General features: G+C 56.3%; 22 protein-coding genes and 2 pseudogenes. 9 read left to right on the top strand and 15 right to left on the bottom strand.

Annotated elements, in window-relative coordinates; translation table 11 throughout:
* Positions 1-87: 87 nt before the first annotated feature.
* The 7 genes from HY028_03330 to HY028_03300 all read right to left on the bottom strand — a co-directional run bounded on the left by HY028_03330 (position 88) and on the right by HY028_03300 (position 5,947).
* Positions 88-420, bottom strand: coding sequence for a hypothetical protein (locus tag HY028_03330; protein MBI3343889.1), 333 nt, complete (start codon positions 418-420; stop codon positions 88-90).
* Between the two features lie 6 nt (positions 421-426).
* Positions 427-906, bottom strand: a complete 480-nt coding sequence (locus HY028_03325) for a hydrogenase maturation protease (protein MBI3343888.1) — start codon at positions 904-906, stop codon at positions 427-429.
* Between the two features lie 4 nt (positions 907-910).
* Positions 911-1,222, bottom strand: a complete 312-nt coding sequence (locus HY028_03320) for a hypothetical protein (protein ID MBI3343887.1) — start codon at positions 1,220-1,222, stop codon at positions 911-913.
* Between the two features lie 27 nt (positions 1,223-1,249).
* Positions 1,250-1,564: a hypothetical protein gene (locus HY028_03315; GenBank protein ID MBI3343886.1), complete on the bottom strand. Its 315-nt coding sequence runs from the start codon at positions 1,562-1,564 to the stop codon at positions 1,250-1,252.
* 82 nt (positions 1,565-1,646) lie between these two features.
* Complete coding sequence (locus HY028_03310; protein MBI3343885.1) at positions 1,647-3,242, bottom strand: nickel-dependent hydrogenase large subunit; 1,596 nt, start codon at positions 3,240-3,242, stop codon at positions 1,647-1,649.
* A 39-nt stretch (positions 3,243-3,281) separates the two neighbouring features.
* The gene (locus tag HY028_03305; protein MBI3343884.1) at positions 3,282-4,244 is read right to left on the bottom strand and encodes a hydrogenase; all 963 of its coding nucleotides are present in this window, start codon (positions 4,242-4,244) and stop codon (positions 3,282-3,284) included.
* A 248-nt stretch (positions 4,245-4,492) separates the two neighbouring features.
* Positions 4,493-5,947 carry a sigma-54-dependent Fis family transcriptional regulator gene (locus HY028_03300; GenBank protein ID MBI3343883.1) on the bottom strand — a complete coding sequence of 485 codons (1,455 nt, stop codon included), beginning with the start codon at positions 5,945-5,947 and terminating at the stop codon, positions 4,493-4,495.
* A gap of 266 nt (positions 5,948-6,213) precedes the next feature.
* On the opposite strand from HY028_03300, the gene guaB reads away from it, so the two are divergent.
* The 3 genes and pseudogenes from guaB (at position 6,214) to HY028_03285 (ending at position 10,555) form a co-directional block, all read left to right on the top strand.
* A complete protein-coding gene (guaB, locus tag HY028_03295; protein MBI3343882.1) occupies positions 6,214-7,677 on the top strand; it encodes an IMP dehydrogenase in 1,464 nt (487 codons plus the stop codon).
* Positions 7,678-7,782: 105 nt separating this feature from the next.
* Positions 7,783-9,354, top strand: a complete 1,572-nt coding sequence (guaA, locus tag HY028_03290) for a glutamine-hydrolyzing GMP synthase (GenBank protein ID MBI3343881.1) — start codon at positions 7,783-7,785, stop codon at positions 9,352-9,354.
* Positions 9,355-10,023: 669 nt separating this feature from the next.
* Positions 10,024-10,555 (top strand): annotated as a pseudogene (locus HY028_03285) (hypothetical protein).
* Positions 10,556-10,574: 19 nt separating this feature from the next.
* Here the strand turns inward: HY028_03285 and HY028_03280 are convergent.
* From HY028_03280 to HY028_03255, 6 genes are all read right to left on the bottom strand, one after another.
* Positions 10,575-11,237 (bottom strand): hypothetical protein, encoded by a 663-nt coding sequence (locus tag HY028_03280; protein ID MBI3343880.1) that lies wholly within the window; start codon positions 11,235-11,237, stop codon positions 10,575-10,577.
* A gap of 65 nt (positions 11,238-11,302) precedes the next feature.
* Positions 11,303-11,923, bottom strand: a complete 621-nt coding sequence (locus HY028_03275) for an NAD(P)H-dependent oxidoreductase (protein MBI3343879.1) — start codon at positions 11,921-11,923, stop codon at positions 11,303-11,305.
* 170 nt (positions 11,924-12,093) lie between these two features.
* On the bottom strand, positions 12,094-12,642 hold the full coding sequence (locus HY028_03270) for an AhpC/TSA family protein (protein ID MBI3343878.1): 549 nt from the start codon (positions 12,640-12,642) through the stop codon (positions 12,094-12,096).
* Positions 12,643-12,682: 40 nt separating this feature from the next.
* Positions 12,683-13,156 (bottom strand): DUF4437 domain-containing protein, encoded by a 474-nt coding sequence (locus tag HY028_03265; protein MBI3343877.1) that lies wholly within the window; start codon positions 13,154-13,156, stop codon positions 12,683-12,685.
* Positions 13,157-13,219: 63 nt separating this feature from the next.
* Entirely contained in the window at positions 13,220-14,194 is a 975-nt protein-coding gene (locus HY028_03260) for a zinc-binding dehydrogenase (protein MBI3343876.1), read from the bottom strand.
* 15 nt (positions 14,195-14,209) lie between these two features.
* Complete coding sequence (locus HY028_03255) at positions 14,210-15,112, bottom strand: alpha/beta hydrolase (protein ID MBI3343875.1); 903 nt, start codon at positions 15,110-15,112, stop codon at positions 14,210-14,212.
* 147 nt (positions 15,113-15,259) lie between these two features.
* On the opposite strand from HY028_03255, the gene HY028_03250 reads away from it, so the two are divergent.
* Together HY028_03250 and HY028_03245 are read left to right on the top strand one after the other, a co-directional pair.
* Complete coding sequence (locus HY028_03250; GenBank protein MBI3343874.1) at positions 15,260-15,892, top strand: CGNR zinc finger domain-containing protein; 633 nt, start codon at positions 15,260-15,262, stop codon at positions 15,890-15,892.
* 121 nt (positions 15,893-16,013) lie between these two features.
* A pseudogene (locus HY028_03245) lies at positions 16,014-16,351 on the top strand (hypothetical protein).
* Positions 16,352-16,376: 25 nt separating this feature from the next.
* On the opposite strand, the gene HY028_03240 reads toward HY028_03245, so the two are convergent.
* Both HY028_03240 and HY028_03235 read right to left on the bottom strand, forming a co-directional pair.
* Positions 16,377-16,691 carry an XRE family transcriptional regulator gene (locus HY028_03240; GenBank protein ID MBI3343873.1) on the bottom strand — a complete coding sequence of 105 codons (315 nt, stop codon included), beginning with the start codon at positions 16,689-16,691 and terminating at the stop codon, positions 16,377-16,379.
* Positions 16,692-16,704: 13 nt separating this feature from the next.
* Positions 16,705-16,914 (bottom strand): hypothetical protein, encoded by a 210-nt coding sequence (locus tag HY028_03235; protein MBI3343872.1) that lies wholly within the window; start codon positions 16,912-16,914, stop codon positions 16,705-16,707.
* An 851-nt stretch (positions 16,915-17,765) separates the two neighbouring features.
* On the opposite strand from HY028_03235, the gene HY028_03230 reads away from it, so the two are divergent.
* The 4 genes from HY028_03230 (at position 17,766) to HY028_03215 (ending at position 20,355) form a co-directional block, all read left to right on the top strand.
* Complete coding sequence (locus HY028_03230; protein ID MBI3343871.1) at positions 17,766-18,566, top strand: MotA/TolQ/ExbB proton channel family protein; 801 nt, start codon at positions 17,766-17,768, stop codon at positions 18,564-18,566.
* 73 nt (positions 18,567-18,639) lie between these two features.
* Positions 18,640-19,560, top strand: coding sequence for an OmpA family protein (locus HY028_03225; GenBank protein MBI3343870.1), 921 nt, complete (start codon positions 18,640-18,642; stop codon positions 19,558-19,560).
* Positions 19,561-19,666: 106 nt separating this feature from the next.
* Positions 19,667-19,924, top strand: a complete 258-nt coding sequence (locus HY028_03220; protein ID MBI3343869.1) for an AbrB/MazE/SpoVT family DNA-binding domain-containing protein — start codon at positions 19,667-19,669, stop codon at positions 19,922-19,924.
* Positions 19,921-20,355: a putative toxin-antitoxin system toxin component, PIN family gene (locus HY028_03215; protein MBI3343868.1), complete on the top strand. Its 435-nt coding sequence runs from the start codon at positions 19,921-19,923 to the stop codon at positions 20,353-20,355. Before HY028_03220 ends, HY028_03215 begins: the two co-directional genes overlap by 4 nt.
* Positions 20,356-20,457 lie beyond the last annotated feature (102 nt).

Below are 20,457 nucleotides of genomic sequence, written 5' to 3'. Positions count from 1 at the left end.
ATTGAAAACTATGTTTACACTTTTAGGCGAATGGAGAGATTGTTTCTGATTAAATACCTAGAAGCGGCGGTAATACTGAGTGCTTCACTATACAGTCAGCCGTGGGATACCGATAATTTCCAGCGCCGCCAGCTCGACGTTCAATTCGACCGGGTAAACACGTTTCTCGAAGTCTTCGCCGTAACCATGACCACGAAAAAACTCTTGAGCGTGCAGCACGCGGTCGCCGCGCGTATTGCGCACCTTGAGCAGCAGTCCGCCGCTCGATGGGATAATCAGGGGGACCACAAACAAGCGGTGCTCCCGCTCGACCAGCGCCACGGCGCTCGCTCCGGAGAAGTAGGCGTCGTAGATCTCGCGGCTGAAATAGATATTGCCTCGCGCCACCGTTACGCTGCAAGATAACGTTGTTTCCTCCAAGGCTAGTTAGGCTTTAGCGGCGCCATACGCGCGAATCCGCTCCCCGATGCGAGCGATGACTTTTTCCGCCGCCGTTCTCACGGGAGCGGTAAGTTCGAGGCCGAAATCCAGCTTACCGGCCTGAATGAGATAGACCGTTATGTCCTCGGGAAAGGCGCCGCAAAAAATTTTTCTGCCCGCAGCGAGCGCGTGGTCCCAGCGAAAGTCGTGCAGGCTGAAGGAGGGTTCATAAATCGTTTCCAATTCCCGTCCCGGCACCTCGAAAATAGCGCCGGGTTCAGCATCACTGTTCATGGCATCCACAACGATGAGTGCGGTCGTGCCCCGCGCATGGAACATAACCTCGATACCGGAGGTGCCTGCGTCGAAAATACGCACATTCTCCGGCAAGGCGCCATCAAAATCCGCGCGCAGCCGTTGCGCGATGAGCACGCCGACGGCATCGTCGCTGCGCGTCGCGTTGCCGCACCCGATGATCGTGAGCATCAGATCAGATTCTCCACAAGCGGCACAACCAGTTTGAGCGTACGGGGAGCATGAGTTCAGGCAACTCGCAAAACTGGCGGTGCACGACATAATACATACACGTCGCGCACGATTGCTCCAGCTCGTCATCGTCGTAAGGCGTACTGGTAAACCCGGCTACTGTGAGCTTGCCGACGTAGTCGCCGGGGACGAGCTTTTGCAATTCGGCGACGACGCGATTTACGTCTTCGCTCGTGTAGGCGCGAACTTCCGGCGAGTTATCCAGACCGTTTTCGAGCAGTTCAGCGAGGCGCGATCTGAGCTGAGCGTCGTCCATGGACTCGGCGGCAACAAGGGGAGCGCATTAGATGCGCCAAAGCCGACACCACCAGTGCGCCTCCACCGGCAGTGCGAGTTCGGGAAGGTCGCACCACTTGCGGTGCACCAGGTAATACATGCACTCCTGGCAGCGCATCTGATCTTCGCCGTAAGGGTGGTCAACGAAACCGGAGATCACGAGCTTTCCCTCAAGATCATCCGACGGCAGGTGCTGCAGTTCAGCCAGCAGACTGGCGAATTCCCGGTCGTTCTCCGGGAAGGGCTCTGTCTTGGTCTTCAGGCCCGCGCGCAATAACGAGGCGATCCGCTCGCGAAGCGCGTCTTCTTGTTCCCGTTGCATTGATCCTCCGCAGCAAAACAGGGGTGCAAATAGGGGTTGCACCCCTGATCGCTTGCTTAAGTTAGCCTCGATATGGGATCGATCAACCAATACGGAATCGTGACAGCTCCTTGCCGGTCTTCGCGTCGTGGGCATGCACCGTGCACACCAGGCACGAATCGAAGGACCTGGCCACGTGGCCGACCTCCACCGGATCGGTCGCATCCGCAATCGGTGCGCCGATGAGGGCTTCCTCGATCGGACCGCGATGGCCCTGGGCGTCGCGGGGGCCGACGTTCCAAGTGGTCGGCGCGATGATCTGATAATTTTTGATCTTGCCGTCCTTGACCTCGATCCAGTGGCAGAGCGCGCCGCGGATCGCTTCCGTCGCACCCCAGCCGCGGCCGTCTTTCTCCTTCGGTTTGATGTACCAAGGCTCGTTCAGACGAAACTCGCGCAGGCAGCGCTCGGCCTGGCGATAGAGCTTGATGGTCTCGTGCATGCGCGCGATCTGGCGCAGGTGCAGGCTCGGGCCGCCCATCTTTTTAAACATGTCGAGGATGAACCCGTCGTAGTGCTGCCACGGTTCGCCGTGCTTGCCGCCCGCGACCATTTGCCGTGCGAACGGTCCGGCCTCCAAACGCCCGAAATCCGAATGTAGCACTGCCGTATCCCAGGTGTATTTGCCGCTGAAATCAATGTTGTTTTTCTGGATAGGCCTGGTGGTGCGATCGAATGGATGCACATCGGCGCCGCCTTCATCATACCAGGAATGCGTCGTGTTCTCTCGCGCCTTATCCTGGCTCATCAGGGTATGCTTGTCGGTCATGCTGTCATACACCCCGCTCTTCATGATAACTGCGGTATTGCGGCCCTCGATGGTCGGCTTCTGGTACTTGTCCTCGTGAGGCAGGTACCCCCACGAGATATACTTGCCGACGCCGCCGCCGAACTTGTCGAGCCCCACATCCAGACCCATGCGCCAATAGAACCCAAGGTCGGAGTTGGCGTGTGCCGGACTTTCGTCGAGCCAAACCATGAAATCGTTGTGGGTCTTGATTTGCTCGTAGCGTTCCAGTGAGCAGCCGAGCCAGATGGATTCGAGCCAGTTCTTCTTGAAATACTCGAGCAATGACCAAGCGCGGGTGATGTCGGTGAGCGTCGGCGCGCACATCACACCGCCGGGCACCATGTAGCTGGAATGCGGCCATTGGCCGCCCAGCAGCGCATAAATTTCCACGGGTTTTCCAGAGATGGTCACACCTGCCTCGTAGGACGTGCCGGTAAACGGCGCGAAGCGCCTGCACGCCTCCTCGTAGTACTTGCTGCGGCGATATTTTTTGTTGGTCATATCAATCGCATACAACCCGTAGAAATAGCGCGGCTGGCTTTGCAGACTTTCGACGATCTGGCCCAGATTACGGGCCAGAATTGCGTTGCGCGGCACCTCAGTCTGCCAGGCCGTATCCAGCGCCCATGCGGCGCAGGTGAGATGCGAGGCGCCGCAGATGCCGCAGGCGCGTGGCGTCACCACCAGCCCGGCCTGCGGGTCCTTGTCGCGCAGAATGATTTCAAAACCACGGAACAACTCCGCCTGGGTCCAGGCGTTGGTGACGACGCCGTTTTCGATATCCACGCGCACATCGAGATCGCCCTCAACGCGCCCGACGGGAGAGATGTCAAGTGTTTGCACTGCCATGATGTGTGTCCTCCTAAAGGTATTTGTGAGGCGTGCCGTTCAGACTACGAAGATGTCCTGTTCGGCCCACGCGGGCGCGGCATTCTTGGCTGCGGAGGTGAGCGCCATATAGCCCTTTTTGTCCACCCCCAACGGCATGTCCTTCGGCACGCCCATGACGGTCTGCGTCTTGAACACAGTGCCGGGCGCGAGATCGAAGAACGGGAACTCCGGTTCCGTGCAGCCCAGGCATGGCATGCCCGAGCGTGTCTTGGAGGACTGACGGTTCCAGAGGATGCGGTTGCAAGGCGAATGGGTCATCGGTCCGCGGCAACCCAGGTCATAGAACAAACAGCCTTTACGTTGGCCGAACTCGGTGGCCGATACCTTGTAGGCAAAGTGCATGTTGCGCGTGCAGCCGGTCTGCGTGAAGCTGGAGAAGAAAGTCTTCGGACGCTGCAAATCGTCCAGAGCTATGTCGCCCGCGCGGCCAGTGGCTACGGCGACGACAATCTGCGTAATCCAGTCCGGGTGCGCCGGGCAACCTGGGATGTTGATCACGGGTAGGCCAGACTTGGCCTTCCAGCCCTTGCCGAGGAAGCCACCGTAATCGCGCTTCAGAAATTGCAGCCCTTGCGATTCCGACGGGTTCGGCGCGGTCGCGGGAATGCCGCCCCAGGTCGCGCAGTCGCCGATGGCGACCACGAATTGTGCGGCCTTGCTCAGTTCACGCACCCACTCCTTCATCGGCCGGCCGGCGAAGCGATTCCATTCGCCCGTGCCGTTTGGGGCGTTCACCACCGTTCCCTCGAATACAAAGATGTCGAGCGGAGTGGCGCCGGAGACGCAATCGCGCAGAATCTTTTTCATGTTATCGCCCAGTTCCACACCGAGCGAGGGATGCCACAGAATGTTGATGCCGAAGTCGGTTACCAAGTCGCAGGCACTCGGTTCTTCTGCGTTCAGGAAGGACATTGTGTTGCCCGAACAGGCACCGCCCTGCAACCAAAGTAGATTGGCCATTGCGCTCCTCCATGTTGTTGTGAGTTTCGTTTTCGACCGCAATGCCTTTGCGGTGAAAACCACTGAATCGAGAGTGCAATGACTATGCCGTCATTATGTTTTAGATAAAATTTATTTCTATAACAAATAGTTATTGTTGTTATGTAATCAATGCTGTAAACATTAGAGGGGGTGATGCTGCAAACCTTGTTTGCAGAATCAAGGGCGTTGTTAAGCGGCTATACAGCGAAGTGAGCTCCGCTTACGGACTAAATGGGTTTCTGATCGAGTTTGTAGCGCTTGATCTTGTTGGCAAGCCCGACGCGCGAAAGACCCAGTTCACGGGCCGCGCGGCTGTAATTCCATTTGTGCTTAAGCAACATCTGTGCGACCAGATGCGTCTCCAAGGCCTCGACACGTTCCTTGAGCGCGCCTGCGCCGGCCAGGAAATCCGTTGGCAGGGTCTTGTCCGGCGGCGCCGTCAGGCGCATAAGCTCAGGCGACATGTGCTTGACCGTGAGTATTTCTCCATCCTCGGCCATGGCCACCATACGGCGCATCTCATTTTCAAGCTCGCGCACGTTGCCCGGGAAGGCATAATGCTTGAGTCGCTGGATGACTTCGGAGGCGATACCGGCGATCTTGCGGTTGATAGATGCTGCATACTTGTGGACGGCATGTTCCGCAAGCACCGGGATATCCTCGGGCCGCTCGCGCAGCGCCGGAATATTGATCTCAAAACCGCGTAACCGGTAGTAAAGATCGCGGCGAAACTGGCCTTGTTCCACCAGTTCCGCCAGCGGCCGGTTGGTGGCGGCAACGATGCGCACATTGCATTGCCGGGTTTGATGGGTACCCAGGGGCTTTACTTCTCCCTCCTGCAAGAAGCGCAACAGGCTGACCTGGAACGAGGGCGAGACCTCCGATATTTCGTCGAGGAACACTGTGCCGCCATCCGCTGCCGGAAATAGGCCCAGCCGGTCGCTGATTGCGCCGGTGTAGGCGCCTCGCTTGTGCCCGAACAGTTCCGAGTGCAAGAGTTCATCGGGAAAAGCACCGCAGTTTTGCGCCAGGAAAGGGAACGATTTGCGGGTGCTGAAAAAATGCACCGCCCGCGCCATCAACTCCTTCCCCGTCCCCGTCTCGCCTTGAATGAGGACCGGCAAATCGGTGGCTGCCGCCTTGCGCGCGAGATTGCAGACCTCAACCATCGCATCGCTGGCGAATACCAGCTTGTCGAACTCGTAGATATCCTGCAGCAGGCGCACCATACGGTCGTTTTGCCGCCACAACACGTCTTCCGCGAACTTGAGTTCGCGGCTCAAGTAGCGATGGCGTCTCGCGAGTTCGCAGCTCTCCAAGGCGCGCTTGATGATGAGTTGCAATTGCTCCGGTTGCCACGGCTTGGGCACGAACTGATACACCGCCGCCTCGTTGATCGCCTTGATAATGTCGTGCGGATCAGTATAGTCGGTGATGAGAATGCGCACGACTTCCGGGTGAGAGACGCGCAGCTGGTGGAGGAATTCCACGCCGCTCATCTCCGGCATCCATTGGTCGCACAGTACCAGATCAACCTCTCGGCCCTCGAGCAGTCGTAATGCCTCTTCCGCCGTTGCGGCCGTCACTACGGTGTAGTCTTCTATGAGACAGCGGTGGAGGGACGCGCGGATTTTTTCTTCGTTGTTGACAACGAGGATGACCGAACGACCTTTAACACTCATGGGTATTATCTTATCAAAATGTATAGTAAGTTTTCACTCTAAACTTCCAATAAACTCATGTCAAATCCCTATCACCGATCAAGGCTGAGTGCGACAGCGACAGCCACTTCACCTTGCGCAGGCTATCCCGCGACCCCTAAAAAACAGCCCGCATAGGGTCTTTAGGCATTACGAAGGAGATCTAGGTGGGTGCATCACCTAGTTTCGCTATCGCGGCTAAAAATCTATATAATAGGGACGCATCATCCCTAATACGGAATAGTTCGATGCGTGTCGCTCAAGACGCCCTCACCTTTGATGATGTCATGCTGGTCCCGGCCCACTCCACGGTGCTCCCCGCCCAGGTCCAGCTAACGACTCAGCTTACACGAAATATCCGGCTTAATATCCCGTTGTTGTCCGCCGCGATGGACACCGTCACCGAGGGCCGCCTGGCCATCAGCATCGCCCAGGAGGGCGGGGTGGGCATCGTGCACAAGAACATGACCATCGAGGAGCAGGTGCGCCAGGTGCGCATGGTCAAAAAGTTCGAAAGCGGCGTCATCAAGGAACCCATCACCGTGCCACCCGCGATGAGCATCGGCGAGGTGCTGGGGTTGATGCGGGCCAATAATATCTCGGGCGTGCCGGTGGTGGACAGGGAAGACCTGGTCGGCATCGTCACCAATCGCGATTTGCGCTTCGAAACGCATTTCGACGCCCCGGTTTCCACCATCATGACGCCCAAGGATCGGCTCATCACCGTGAAGGAAGGGACCGAGCGCGAGCGCGTAGTGGAGTTATTGCACAAACACCGCATCGAAAAGGTGCTGGTGGTCAACAGCAAATTTCAATTGCGCGGGCTGATTACCGTCAAGGATATCCAGAAGGCGAAGGAGAATCCGCAGGCCTGTAAGGACGATCTGGAACGCCTGCGGATCGGGGCAGCGGTGGGGACGGGGCAGGGCACAGACGAGCGGGTCGCGGCACTGGTTGCGGCGGACGTGGATGTCATCGTGGTGGATACGGCCCACGGTCATTCCCAGGGCGTGCTCGATCGAGTGCGCTGGGTCAAGAAGAACTTTCCTGACGTGCAAGTCATCGGCGGTAACATCGCCACCGCCGAGGCCGCCCATGGCTTGGTCAAGGCGGGCGCCGACGCGGTCAAGGTGGGCATAGGCCCGGGCTCGATCTGCACCACGCGCATCATCTCCGGCGTGGGCGTGCCGCAGGTGACGGCAATTTCGAATGTGGCCGAGGCCTTGGCGGGCAGCGGCGTACCCGTCATCGCCGACGGCGGTATCCGCTACTCCGGCGACGTCGCCAAGGCGATTGCCGCCGGCGCCTACTCTGTGATGATCGGCAGCATGTTTGCGGGCACCGAGGAGGCGCCGGGCGAGATCGAGCTTTACCAGGGCCGCTCCTATAAATCCTATCGAGGCATGGGCTCGCTGGGCGCAATGACCCGGCAGGCCGGTTCCAGCGACCGTTATTTCCAGGAGGGCGCCGAGGCCGAGAAGCTGGTGCCGGAAGGCATCGAGGGCCGTGTCCCCTACAAAGGCAGCCTGCAGGCCATTGTCCATCAATTGATGGGCGGCCTGCGCGCCAGCATGGGCTATACCGGCTGCGAAAACATCGAGGAGATGCGCACCAAACCGAAGTTCGTCCGCGTCACCCTGGCCGGCATGCGCGAGAGCCACGTGCACGATGTGACCATCACCAAAGAAGCGCCGAATTATCAGATTGACTAAAACAGATACAAGATACAAGGGAAAAGAGGAAAGGGAAAAACAGAAGAGATGTTGCGTGGAAGGTTTTAACTTTCCTCTTGTATCTTTGCCCTTTTATCTGCCTTTATGAACATCCACGCCCACCGCATCCTCATCCTCGATTTCGGATCGCAATACACCCAGCTCATCGCGCGGCGCGTGCGCGAGTTCGGCGTATATTGCGAAATTCATCCCTGGGACATGGATGACGCCGCACTGCACGCCTTCGCCCCCAAGGGCGTGATTCTCTCCGGCGGGCCGGAGTCGGTGACGTTGCAGGGCACGCCGCGCGCGCCGCAGTCGGTCTTTACGCTCGGCGTGCCGGTGCTCGGCATCTGCTACGGCATGCAGACCATGGCGGCGCAGTTGGGCGGTGAGGTGGAGAGTTCCGCTCACCGCGAATTCGGTTACGCCGAGGCGCGCGCGCGCGGCCACTCCGAACTGCTGCGCGATATCGAAGACCGCACCAACGAAGAAGGCCACGGCCTGCTCGACGTGTGGATGAGCCACGGCGACCGTGTGGCGCGGTTGCCAACCGGCTTCAAGGCGATCGCGAGCACCCCGTCGGCGCCGCTCGCCGGCATGGCCGACGAGGCGCGCCATTTTTACGGCCTGCAATTCCATCCCGAGGTCACGCACACGCGCCAGGGCGCGCGCATCCTGCAGCGTTTCGTGCTGGAGATTTGCGGCTGCGCCGCGCTGTGGACGCCGCACAACATCGTCGCCGACAGCCTCGCGCAGGTGCGCAAGCAGGTCGGTACGGATGAAGTGCTGCTGGGCCTGTCCGGCGGCGTGGATTCCTCGGTGGTCGCCGCGCTGTTGCACAAGGCCATCGGCGATCAGTTGACCTGCGTGTTCGTGGACAACGGCCTGCTGCGCCTGCATGAAGGCGATCAGGTCATGGCGACCTTCGCCAAGCACATGGGCATCAAGGTGCTGCGCGTGGATGCGGAGCAGCGCTTTCTCCATGCGCTGAAAGGCGTCGCTGACCCCGAAGAAAAGCGCAAACATATCGGCCGGTTGTTTATCGAGGTGTTTGAGGAAGAGGCCGTCAAACTGCGCAATATCAAATGGCTCGCGCAGGGCACCATTTACCCCGACGTGATCGAATCCGCCGCCGCCAAGTCGGGCAAGGCGCACGTCATCAAATCACATCACAACGTCGGCGGCCTGCCTGAAAAGATGAAGCTCAAGCTGGTCGAGCCGCTGCGCGAATTGTTCAAGGACGAAGTACGCCGTCTCGGCGTGGAGCTGGGCCTGCCCTACGAAATGGTCTATCGCCACCCGTTCCCCGGTCCCGGCCTCGGCGTGCGCATCCTGGGCGAGGTGAAAAAAGACTACGCCGACACGCTGCGCAAGGCGGACGCCATTTTTATCGAGGAACTACGCAAACACGACCTCTACGACAAGGTGAGCCAGGCATTCGCCGTGTTCCTGCCGGTGAAGTCCGTGGGCGTGATGGGCGACGCGCGCCGTTACGATCATGTCATCTCCCTGCGCGCAGTGGAAACCGTGGACTTCATGACCGCGCACTGGGCGCATCTGCCCTACGACGTGCTGGATAAAATCTCCACGCGCATTATCAACGAAGTGCCCGGCGTGAGCCGCGTGGTGTATGACATCTCAGGCAAGCCGCCCGCCACCATCGAGTGGGAGTGACGGGCATCCGAAGCGGAAAAAATTTATTCAGCATTATCAGGGGGCTTGTTGGTTTTAGACGATCACTTCGGCTACATCGTCAATTGCGCGGATTTTCGGCGGTAAGCGATTGATGTCGAAAGGCTTCGCGCCTCTCATCTGTCGGCGGTTCGCGCGTGCAGCGCGAGGATTTGACGGTAAACCTGACGGTAGATTTGTTCTTGAAATCTTGGTGTCTGCATTTACCGTCGTATCCGCGTGGCTTCCAGACGGTAAAACCAAACAAGAGCGACATAAACTAAAAACGCTTCGGCGAGCTTGTGTATCTCGTAGTGGCGTTCCGGTTCATATTTACTGCGCGGTAAATATCGCTGTTTCTTTGAATATCGATGTTTTTCGCTCAATTCGTCCCTCAAGGAGAAACGAACTGCGTGATAAATATGATGTCAGGCGAAAAACTTGTATCCTTACGGTATCCGAAATCTATCGTCCGGGACAATGATTGCCGAGTATGTGTTCCGGCACCTCGCCAACGATCAGGGCCGAACAGCCGCAATTGCGAGCGAAGTCGGACGCACCTTATTCACTCAAAGTGACCTGGTCCAGGTTTTCGCTACCCCTTGCTGCTGTAATTGAAACTACAACAATCTCGGAACAAAGACTTTTCGCGAACGGTATCCCGGCGTAAAACTGGAGCGGCTGTTGACCGACACCGTGCTCGACCTGGTGGCCGAACGCGTGGACCTTCGCCATTCGTCTCGGGCGTCGTTTCGACGCGGATTTTGTCGCCACAAAACTAGTCGATACGCAGTACCGGGTCTGTGCCAGTCCTGGCTACCTTGGAGTCAGGAAGGCGCCCGCTGTTCCGGACGAGTTACGGCAGCACAGCTGTCTCCTGTTCGCTTTGCCGGAGTTCCGTTCGCGCTGGTTATTTCGCGACCGCCGGGGAAAGGTACAGGAAGTGCCGATGCGCGGCGACGTGACGATCCTGAACGCCCTCGCGTTGCGCGCCCGCGCCTTGGCGGGAATGGGACCGGTGCTGCTCGCGAACTGGCTGATCGATGAGGATATCAAGGAGGGACGGCTGGTCGATCTGTTCCCGGATTATCGCGTCACCGCGACCGACTTCGATACCGCCATCTGGCTTCTGTACCCGAGCCGGGCGCACCTGCCGAACAAAGTGCGTGTCATGATCGACTTTCTGAAGCAGCGCATGGGTTGATGCTGAAGGATTAATATCGTCAGGCAAGAACTTTTACCGGACGATGTTTGGCATATTCCCGGTTGATTTTTTCAACTTGACGAATCGTCTTGCGAGACGATGCGACATTGACAAACATCAATGAGCGCCAATAGATTGCCGTTGCGTATCCGCTTAAGAGTCTTTTCCGAATACGGGCGAAGTCGTCGGGAAATTTCTTCCGGCGATGATGCTGAAACACGCTAAACACCGTGTCCGATGGCGCCAGCTTGATCAGGCCATCGAGATCGGCATAACGGACGTGTTTGTCCGTGCCACAGCGCTCGGGCTCGAAGCCGTTATCCGGATCGAGGAAAATGACCTGGCCGGAACCCGGTAGAATTCCTGAAAACCACGATCGGTGATTCGCGTCATTCTTGTTTTCGTCCGGATCATGAAAGCTGACCCGATACTTCGCACCCATAATAGCCGGCAATCCCAGCACCAAGGCCGGGTCCCGGGTTGATCGTAACCGGTTGCAAAAGCGCAGTATTCCCGGCCTCGCCGGAAACAGCTCCGGCGCGCTAGCTCCGTGTGTCCCGCCGTCATCGGGCGTCATCATCCATGCGATCTTCAGGTGATCGTAGGCAAGCGCCTCCACAAGATAGTCATGATAGTCCCACTTGAAGCTGTCCTTCGAATCACCGAGATATTGGCGTTTCATGTGACTGATCTACTCCAGTAGGGAAGGAACATTGACTACCACCACCTCCGAATCGCTTCATCTGTTCAACGCTGTCCCGCCCTGACTGCGTCTGCTTGCGCGGCAGCCAGACCCGCAGCTGGGTCGTTGGTGAGCAGGGTAGGTTGGTATCGAATCGTGGCGATCTCCGAGATACCGATGAAGCACAGCCAGTCATTGAAGTAAGTCGAATGAAAATCGACTCCAAAAGCAGGAGGCACACCGGGTGCGTAGACGCCGCTTGTATAGATGGCCGTGGCGCGCTTGCCATGCAATAGCCCCGAATAGCCCGCCACCGGATCGAAACCGAACAATAAACCAGGCTGGGTCATGATATCGATGTAGAGCTTGAGCCGGTAAGGGATTCCACCATTCCACATGGGCACGGTGAATAGGTAGTCGTCGGCACTGGTAAAGCGCTGGGTGATCGAGACAATCCGATCCCATGCAGTCTTGCGCACGCCATCAAGTGTGCCTTCACCGAAGAAGGACATCTTTGCGGCGGCACTGTCGCCATTGAACTCAGGCAGGGCTTCCTGCCACAAATCGATTTCGTCGATCTGCGCATTTGGATTTTTTGTGCGATAAGCGGTTAGAAATGATTCGGCGACACGCGCCGAGGTGGATTTATCGCCACGGGGTGATCCTTTTACGTATAACAGTTTCATGGTGGTTTCCTCGTTGGGTTTAAAAGTGGAGAAACGGCGTACAGTGTGTTTTGAGATGTCAAGGTCCGATTAACACGTCCCGAATGAAGCTATTTCCCGCGTTGGCTCCCGTTACCAAGGCCCAAGGGCCGTATTTTCTTTGAAAGTCATTCATGTTTAAAACATTGCACTTAAACGCAGGCGCTCCTCGACGATACGTGCTGACGAACCAGAGCGAGGAGCTCGTCCACCGACCACTGGTCGTCGGCGTGCGTTCCGTACTGGCACGCAAGCACGCGCCCATCGGTCGCAATCAGAAAATCGGCGGGAAGCCCCAACACGCCCTTGCCCCACGGCGGTATACCCGGAAGCTTGGGAAGCACGCGGATGACCTTGGACATCGCCCCCAATAAAGCGCGCGGGTCGAGCAGTGCCCGCAGCCCGGACCCGACCCCGAACTCGGCATACAGTTCATCCTTGGGATCCGGAACAACCGCGAAAGGTGTGTCGGCATGATGACGCCGTAACGCCGCTTCGGTCGAGCGGAACACGACCACTTCCCGGATGCCCGCTGCGGCGATCTCGTCGTGGCGCTTCGCAATGGAGCGCAGGTGCACACTACAAAAAGGACAGCCCGCGAACCGGCGAAACTGAAGATGAACGATATCCTTGGCGTCTGGAATTTCCACCGGTTTGGACTCGGTGGTCACAAGGCTGCGTTTTCCAATCACCTTTCCCATTGTAATTTTCTTCACGGTGCACCTCTTTTCGCATAACTCATCAATGCTTCTTGCTTTCTTCTATTTCGTCAAACTTCACGGTTTGATTGATGAAGACAATGCATTCGTTGGGAGAAATACATTTTGTCACATGGAGTTCGCCGCCTTTTTGCGACCAATAGGAACCTACCGGCAGCGGCACATCTGCGCTTCCTGGTGCGCCATTTACAACCACGCCTGAGATAACCACTCCCCAATATTCGCCAGTGTGACTATGGACAGCACTGACAAACCCGGCCGGCATTTTGATAAATGTTCCATGTGCGCCATGTTGCAGGTCGCCATAAGCAGCAGCAGCTTGTAACGTTCCCACTCCACTATTTTTACCAATGCCTGTGTCGAAGTACTTGAGTTGCGTCACGGGTATGTTGACAGATGGGCCACCCGAAATCTTATCTTGTGTAGCTGCGACTGCAGTGACCGAGGCGCACAGTACGATCGTTGTTACCAGCAATTTAATTTTATTGATTTTCATGTTGTAATCTCCTTAAAGTTTAAAGTTAAATGTAAACAGACAGTTCTTCCCGTGCCCTTCATTTTATATCTTGACCACAATTTTGCCGGCGGCTTGGTAGCTTTCCATCAGGCGATGGGCATCCTGGATTTCATGAAAGCCAAAAACCTTTGCGGGTTTGGCTTTATAGGTGCCGTCCTCAACCCGGTCGATGATTGTTTGTAGCGGGACATCCAACGGAAAGTCCGGCGTGCCAAATAAAAAACTGCCGAAGAAACTGAAATGCACACCGCTCGGCATTTGCCTTAAAGGGTTGAAATCGACAAGGGGGGCCAGGCCGCCAACAAACCCGGCTAAGCAAAGGTGTCCCCCGCGCTTCACGGCACTGAGTGAATCCAAAAGTACGCTATTGCCGACAAGCTCGAGCACGGCATCCACCCCTTTGGGGTGCAGCTCACGCACCTGTTTGGCGAGCTCCGGCGTTTCAAGCAATGTTTCCTTTGCCCCCAGGGATTTCAATAAAGCAAAGCGTTCGGTTTTGCGTGTGGTGGCTATGACATGGGCGCCGATATTCGCGGCGACGTTAAGGGCAGCTTGCCCCATAGGCGATGTGGCGCCGCGGATCAGTAACGTTTGTCCTTTTTTCAAAGCCAGATTGTCATGCAGGCAAGCCCAGACAGTAGAGTAGGATTCTGGAATCGCCGCTAACTCCTCCCAAGAGAGGTCAGACTCAAACGGCATGACGTTGGTTACCGGCACCTGCGTCAATTCCGCATAGCTGCCGTTGATCGTAAGTCCCATTCCACCCAGGATGGCGGCGACTTTTTGACCCGCGGCAAATTTACCGCTGGCATCCGACCGTACTAATCCAACACATTCGACCCCGCTGACTTTAGCGGCTTCGCTCCAGGCGCCTTTCCGCATATAAGTCTCAGCCCGATTGATACCAAAAGCCTTGACCTCGATGATTACGTGATCTGCCTTTGGCTTGGGATCAGGCAGTTCCTGGATAACCAGCTGTTCCGGTCCACCAAATTCCTTGATGATAATTGCGCGCATTGTTATTTCTCCTCGTTATCGCGTAGTGGATTTAACCGTTTTGATCGTTAAATGCCGCGCAAGGAAATCACGCATGGCCGCCCCGATTTCATTGGCATGCGTTTCAAGCGCGAAATGCCCGGTTTCATAGAAATGAACCTCGGCATTCTTATTGTCGCGCTTAAAGGCTTCAGCCCCAGGAGGCAGGAAGAAGGGGTCATTCTTTCCCCATACGGCCAGCAAGGGAGGTTGATGCGCACGTATATATTCCTGGAACTTCGGATAGAGCTTGACGTTGCTCGCGTAATCCAAAAATAGATCGAGCTGGATTTCATCATTACCCGGCCGCGAAAGCAGGGCGGAATCGAGTTGATAGGATTCCGGCGCAATCAGCGTCTCATCGGCAACGCCATGGGTGTATTGCCACTTGGTTGTTTCGGGCTTTAGGAAATCACGTAAGGCGGTGCGGTTGGCTTCGCTAGGTTCTTGCCAATATTTTTGGATCGGGTTCCAGCCTTGGCTGAGCCCTTCTTCATAAGCATTTCCATTTTGCGAAATGATGGCAGTGATTTTTTCAGGATGTGCCAGGGCAAGTCTAAAGCCGATCGGTGCGCCGTAATCAAAAACATAAATCGCGAAGCGGTTTAAGCCGATCATATCGGTGAAGCGGCCGATGGTCTTCGCAATTTTCTCAAAATTATATTTATATTGGCTGCGGTCAGGCGCCACGGTCAAACCAAACCCAGGCAAGTCAGGCGCCACGATATGATATTGGTCAGCCAGCAAAGGAATAAGGTTGCGGAACATATGCGAGGAGGTTGGAAACCCATGTAGCAGCAAAAGGGTAGGAGCCTTAGTAGAACCCGCCTCGCGGTAGAAGACCTCCACGCCATCAACGTTGGTGGTGCGATAATGGATTGTGGCTGTTGTGTTTGGCATGGAGGGCATCCTTTTTGTTGGTTGGAGGTTAGTTTATAGTAACCATTATAATATATTTTTAGAGGTTACTATAGATAAGATAACTTGTCAAAAGATATTTTTAAGGTTACTTTAGCGCTTGATGTATCAGGAAAAGGGCAAAACATAATGACATCCTCCACAGACCCCAGACCAGATGCATTTTTTGTGGGTGACCATCTGGCGATGGATTTCCTGAACAGTGTGGCCATGCCTTCGGGGGAGCAGATCGAATGGCTGGCGAATGGTGCTGATCTGGTCAACTGGCTGCTGCAGGCGGGCGTTATCGATGCCAAAATTGCAAAGTGTTTCCGTTCAGAAAATACGCGCGCACTCGATGACGTCGCTGCCGAAGCGCGGGTGTTGCGTGAATGGCTGCGCGATTTTGCCAAGCAGCATGCAGGTAAACCATTCCGGCAAAACATCCTTAAGGAACTCGAACCGCTTAACCAGTTATTGGCGCGGGATGGAATTTATTTCCAAATAGTAGCAAGTGATGGGAATGCGCCAAGCATGCAGCAAATGCGCCGATGGGAAAAACCTGAAGAATTATTATTGCCGATCGCGGAAGCCATCGGTGATCTGGTGTGCCATGCGGATTTCAACCTTATCCGTAGCTGTGAGAATGATGCGTGCACATTGATGTTCTATGACCGCACCAAAAGCCATGCCCGCCGTTGGTGCAGCATGGCGGTGTGCGGCAACCGCGCAAAAGCCGCGGCGCATCGTGCGCGTATACGTGGCAAAGGAACAGGCAAATGACTGCCGATATAAAAATTGTTGAAGCTGATGATAAGAATATTTTGGATATTACCAGCCTCTTCCATCGCTTTTTCGAAGAAGAAGGTTTTTCAAATACGGGGCTCTGGAAGAAGTCTTCGCGATGACAAAAGCGAAAACGAAAAAGACGACGAAGTTCACCGCGGAATACCTGGATAAACTTATCGAGGAGGCGACCACGGATGCCTACGACGAATCGGAGCAGGCTGGCGGGTTCTTCGCCATGATCGAAGAGAATCTCTCCCTTCCATTCACGACCCAGGTGCTTGGGCAGGCAGTGACGGTGGCCAAGATCGATCTCACCTGGCGCGACCAAATTGTCGCTATTGCGTGCGCGGAAAAGCAACTCAAGCAATTCCGATCCTCGATCCGCCGATACCGGACCCGCCGCCAGAGGGGGCGGAAAGAATTGACGCTTACCGCCGCTGGTGCGGGAATTGATGGAAGCGGTCAGTCGTTCAGCGCGTCAACCGATGGCCAGCTTGACTGGCTTGCCGACGCGGCTGAGCATTTCCACCAGCGTGTCAATGGTGAACTTGGCCGTCTTCTTGTTCACCACGTCGGATACGCGCGGACGCGAAACCATCAGGATCTCGGCCGCTTCGGCTTGCTTCAGGTGATGCTCGGCAATCCAGGCGGACAGCTCGTCCATCAACTGCTGCTTCAGCAATTGGGTGTCTTTGATCTGCTTGCGAGAGGCTGCCTGCAAGCGCTTGGCCTCAGCGGGCGCGAAGCCAAGCTCCAGGAAGAGGTTCGCTCCCGGCTTTGTCACATGGCGGATTCGGTGCCGATCTTCATTTCCGTACCTTTCTCGCGTTGACCACGGCGCGATAGCGCGCCTCGGCAATGCCCTTGTCCTGCTTGCTGGTCGCCTGAGTCTTCTTCTGGAAGCAGTGCTTGGACTTACCTAACTGGAAACCAGCGGAGCGACGTGGGTCGTCCGGGAATGCCAACAAGTCGTCGTAGGCGGAACCCATCCAGCGAATCTCTTTTTCGTCACTCATCATTTCACTTTGTATAAAATTTTATACACATCGAGAACGCAAGTCAAATGCTTCACGCGGGGTGCGTGCTGGGCCGGTGCTCCGGCGATCGCATCGCCCATCCTATGCGGTAACAGTCCGGCGCAATAGCTTGGTTCTTTCAGTCGTAGCCATGCTACGATATTTATCACTATTTCAAACGACAGGTAAGTTTATTTGGGGGCTGAAGTCGTAGTTGCGCTACGTATGTCTATACTTTTCAAAAGAAGTGCCCCGGCTGCTCGGATAGTTGACGATTGATGCGCTGGAGTAGCCGCCCGTCAAACCGAGTCCATCTCCCGCGCCAGCAAAAGCGCTCGTTTTTAGACGGTAAAAGTGACGGTAAAGTGCGATGATCATAACAATGAAAGCCAGGTTCCATGAGGGTTTCCGGACTTCGGAAACAATTGAATGGGAATGATTAGCAGGCTGTTGAAAAACAGCCTGCGTGCGGCGCACGGACGCGCCGCTATTTTTCAAGCATGGGGTAGGTGCTTGAAAAATGGAGTAAAGCAAAAATCGCACTTTTTGCTTTATGAGTCGAAAAAGACCATGGATGGACTTTTTTAACAACCTGTTAGGCCTAGTAATAAATTGCCGCTTTGCGGCGCGCACAGGAAAAGGGGCGGCAACATCTTGCCCTACTGTACCCAGCCACTTCTCTGCGTCTTGGCTTTCCGTCCAGTTGTCCCTTTACTTGCCTAGTAAAACAATAAGTTAAAGAGTATCGCCCTCCCGTCGTGATATCGGGAACGATAATTGCTTGAGTCTCGAAGCAACGGACTCACAATAGGCAAATATCGGGTGGTGTAATGCGAATCAAACTGCAAGACATGAAAAAATCCACCGTCATCGGGCTTCTCGGTGGTGGTGTACTGGTGCTTGGCATGATACTGCTGTCACCGGAGCATATCAGCGCGTTCTTCAATATCCCGGGGCTGATCGTGGTCATCGGCGGCACACTGGCGGCGACGGTGGTGAGCCGGCCGATTACGGATGTAATCCGGGTGCTGCGTAGCCTGCCGGAATTGGCTACGGATGAACAGCCGAGCGCCGGGGACGAGATTGAACAATTGCTGCGGGTCGCCGAATGGTATCGGCACGGCAATATCCGGGCCGCCGAGAGAGAGCTGGCCAATGTCAGCAATCCGTTTTTGCGTAGTGGTATACAACTGGTGATCGACCGGGGCCCACTGCAGGACCTGACCAAGGTATTGCAGTGGCGCATAGCGGGGTTACGCGCGCGCGAGCAGGCCGACGCCCAAATACTGCGCACGATGGCTACGCTGGCCCCGGCCTTCGGCATGCTCGGCACCTTGTTCGGTCTGGTACATATGCTGTCCGGGCTTGGCCACAGTGGCCTCCAGGAGATCGGTGCAACTATGGCCTTTGCCATGGCCGCCACATTGTACGGCCTGCTCGCTGCCAACCTGGTACTGAAGCCACTGTCCATCAAAATGGAACGACGCACTCAGCAGCGCTTGGTATCCATGAACATGCTGCAGGAAGGCATCCTGCTGTTGTACGACAGGCAACATCCGATCCTCATTCGTGAGACGTTGGATGCCTACCTTTCTCATCAGGAGGACGCTTCCTATCAGGTTACCAAGCTTGCCTGGATGAATGCCGCCTGATGGTGACGCAGTAATGAGTCAATTGTCCAGAATGCACCCGCTCGCCCCTATGGCGCATAGGTCTGCTACTCCATTGTCACGCGTACCGGCACGTCACACCGACACGCAAGCCACACACGATGCCATTGCCCTTACAGAAAGCAGTCTGGCCCAAGCAGGCGAGGATGAAGTATGGATGATCAGCTACATGGACATCATGACCTTGCTGCTTGCCCTGTTCGTCCTGCTGCTTGCCTATGCAAAGGTCACATCGGTGTCGAGCCCGGTGAGCCAACAAGCTCGTAGTACGACGCACAGTCTGCGCCCATCTGCGACGCCTGCTGCGCAACCGCTTGTCTCTTCCATCATCGAGCAGGTTTCGTTGCCCATGGTAGGCATCAGTGCGACGCAGCGGGGTTATATCACGCTGCCTAAGGAAACCGCACAGCGGCCGGTGATACCACCGCTACAGGCAGAACCTGAGACGCCACCCGTTCTGCAAGAAGAGGGTCGTCCATCGAACCTGACAAACGCTAGTACAGAGGAACCACCGCCTGATGCCTCGGCGACGGCACCCGCACGGAATAATTTTCTCGAAACTATTCAGGCCAGCGCGCTCGGGACACGCATTGAAGTGACCGCCCATCCGGACAGCGTTAATCTCGAAATCAGCGACAATATCCTGTTCGAGCCCGGCAGCGCTACGCTTAAGCCGCTTGGCCGGCAACTGCTGGATGAACTGGCTGCGCTGCTCGTGAACCAGAATTATTCGGTCTCTGTCGAAGGGCATACCGATAATATCCCCATCGAAAATCTGCGCTTTGCATCGAACTGGGAATTGTCCAGCACGCGGGCAACCAACGTCACGCGCTATCTGATCGTGCGTGGCATCACCGCCGGCCGGTTGCGCGCCATCGGTTATGCGGACACGCACCCACGCACCGATAACGCCACAGCGGAAGGTCGCGCGCATAATCGCCGCGTGTCGCTGGTCTTGCAACTGCCTCAGGGATAATGCGCACTGAGGTCCGCGGGTGCAGGCAACAATCCCTCGTTTGTTGCCAAATTATCGTCAATAGCATATAGTAAGGAATCCTTACTTTTCGAATTGGAGCGCTGCCATGCTTGCCAAATTGACCGCAAAAAATCAGCTTACCCTGCCCAAGAGCGTGACCGCAGACGTCGGCCCCGCAGAATATTTTGACGTGGAAACCCGTAACGGCCAGATCGTGCTGACCCCGGTGCGCATCCAGCGTGGCGATGCCGTGCGCGCCAAACTGGCTGAACTGGACCTGCAGGAGCAGGACATTAACGCCGCGGTTGCATGGGCGCGGCAAGCGCCCGGTCAGGCCCCTGTAAAGAGCCGGCGCAAGAAATGAGCGGTTCCCCGCGCGCGCCGCGCGTGGTGATCGACACCAATCTGGTGCTATCTGCACTGGTGTTTGCCCAAGGGCGGCTGACACCATTGCGCTATGCCTGGCAAGGCGCCCGCTGTCAGCCGCTGGTATCAAACGCCACTGCGGCGGAACTGCTACGTGCGCTTGCATACTCGAAATTCAAACTCTCCGGGGCAGAACAGCAAGAACTGCTTGCCGACTATTTGCCCTACTGCACCACGGTACGCATGCCTGCCAAAATGGCCGCAATGCCACATTGCCGCGATCCGTTCGACGTGCCCTTTCTGCAGCTTGCCAGCGCAGGCAAGGCTGCCTATCTTGTTACTGGGGATCGGGATCTGCTGAGCCTCGCTGGTCAGTTTATCTGCCCCATCATAACCGCCGATCAATTCCTCAAAACGCTAAACATATAAATACTCAGGTCGGCCTGTCTTTATGACCCATCCGCAGTTACGATATATCATCGCCGCTGCGCGGGATGGCGGAAGTAGTGCGGCGCCGGGCACGGCCACGGA

It is taken from the genome of Gammaproteobacteria bacterium, from assembly GCA_016195665.1.
Lineage (GTDB): Bacteria > Pseudomonadota > Gammaproteobacteria > SURF-13 > SURF-13 > JACPZD01.
This window is presented reverse-complemented; position numbering and strand designations above follow the sequence as displayed.

Coding starts and splice junctions, on each gene's coding strand:
- HY028_03325 (MBI3343888.1), bottom strand. CDS start 906: ATGCTCACGATCATCGGGTGCGGCAACGCGACGCGCAGCGACGATGCC.
- HY028_03320 (MBI3343887.1), bottom strand. CDS start 1,222: ATGGACGACGCTCAGCTCAGATCGCGCCTCGCTGAACTGCTCGAAAAC.
- HY028_03315 (MBI3343886.1), bottom strand. CDS start 1,564: ATGCAACGGGAACAAGAAGACGCGCTTCGCGAGCGGATCGCCTCGTTA.
- HY028_03310 (MBI3343885.1), bottom strand. CDS start 3,242: ATGGCAGTGCAAACACTTGACATCTCTCCCGTCGGGCGCGTTGAGGGC.
- HY028_03305 (MBI3343884.1), bottom strand. CDS start 4,244: ATGGCCAATCTACTTTGGTTGCAGGGCGGTGCCTGTTCGGGCAACACA.
- HY028_03300 (MBI3343883.1), bottom strand. CDS start 5,947: ATGAGTGTTAAAGGTCGTTCGGTCATCCTCGTTGTCAACAACGAAGAA.
- guaB (MBI3343882.1), top strand. CDS start 6,214: ATGCGTGTCGCTCAAGACGCCCTCACCTTTGATGATGTCATGCTGGTC.
- guaA (MBI3343881.1), top strand. CDS start 7,783: ATGAACATCCACGCCCACCGCATCCTCATCCTCGATTTCGGATCGCAA.
- HY028_03280 (MBI3343880.1), bottom strand. CDS start 11,237: ATGAAACGCCAATATCTCGGTGATTCGAAGGACAGCTTCAAGTGGGAC.
- HY028_03275 (MBI3343879.1), bottom strand. CDS start 11,923: ATGAAACTGTTATACGTAAAAGGATCACCCCGTGGCGATAAATCCACC.
- HY028_03270 (MBI3343878.1), bottom strand. CDS start 12,642: ATGGGAAAGGTGATTGGAAAACGCAGCCTTGTGACCACCGAGTCCAAA.
- HY028_03265 (MBI3343877.1), bottom strand. CDS start 13,156: ATGAAAATCAATAAAATTAAATTGCTGGTAACAACGATCGTACTGTGC.
- HY028_03260 (MBI3343876.1), bottom strand. CDS start 14,194: ATGCGCGCAATTATCATCAAGGAATTTGGTGGACCGGAACAGCTGGTT.
- HY028_03255 (MBI3343875.1), bottom strand. CDS start 15,112: ATGCCAAACACAACAGCCACAATCCATTATCGCACCACCAACGTTGAT.
- HY028_03250 (MBI3343874.1), top strand. CDS start 15,260: ATGACATCCTCCACAGACCCCAGACCAGATGCATTTTTTGTGGGTGAC.
- HY028_03235 (MBI3343872.1), bottom strand. CDS start 16,914: ATGAGTGACGAAAAAGAGATTCGCTGGATGGGTTCCGCCTACGACGAC.
- HY028_03230 (MBI3343871.1), top strand. CDS start 17,766: ATGAAAAAATCCACCGTCATCGGGCTTCTCGGTGGTGGTGTACTGGTG.
- HY028_03220 (MBI3343869.1), top strand. CDS start 19,667: ATGCTTGCCAAATTGACCGCAAAAAATCAGCTTACCCTGCCCAAGAGC.
- HY028_03215 (MBI3343868.1), top strand. CDS start 19,921: ATGAGCGGTTCCCCGCGCGCGCCGCGCGTGGTGATCGACACCAATCTG.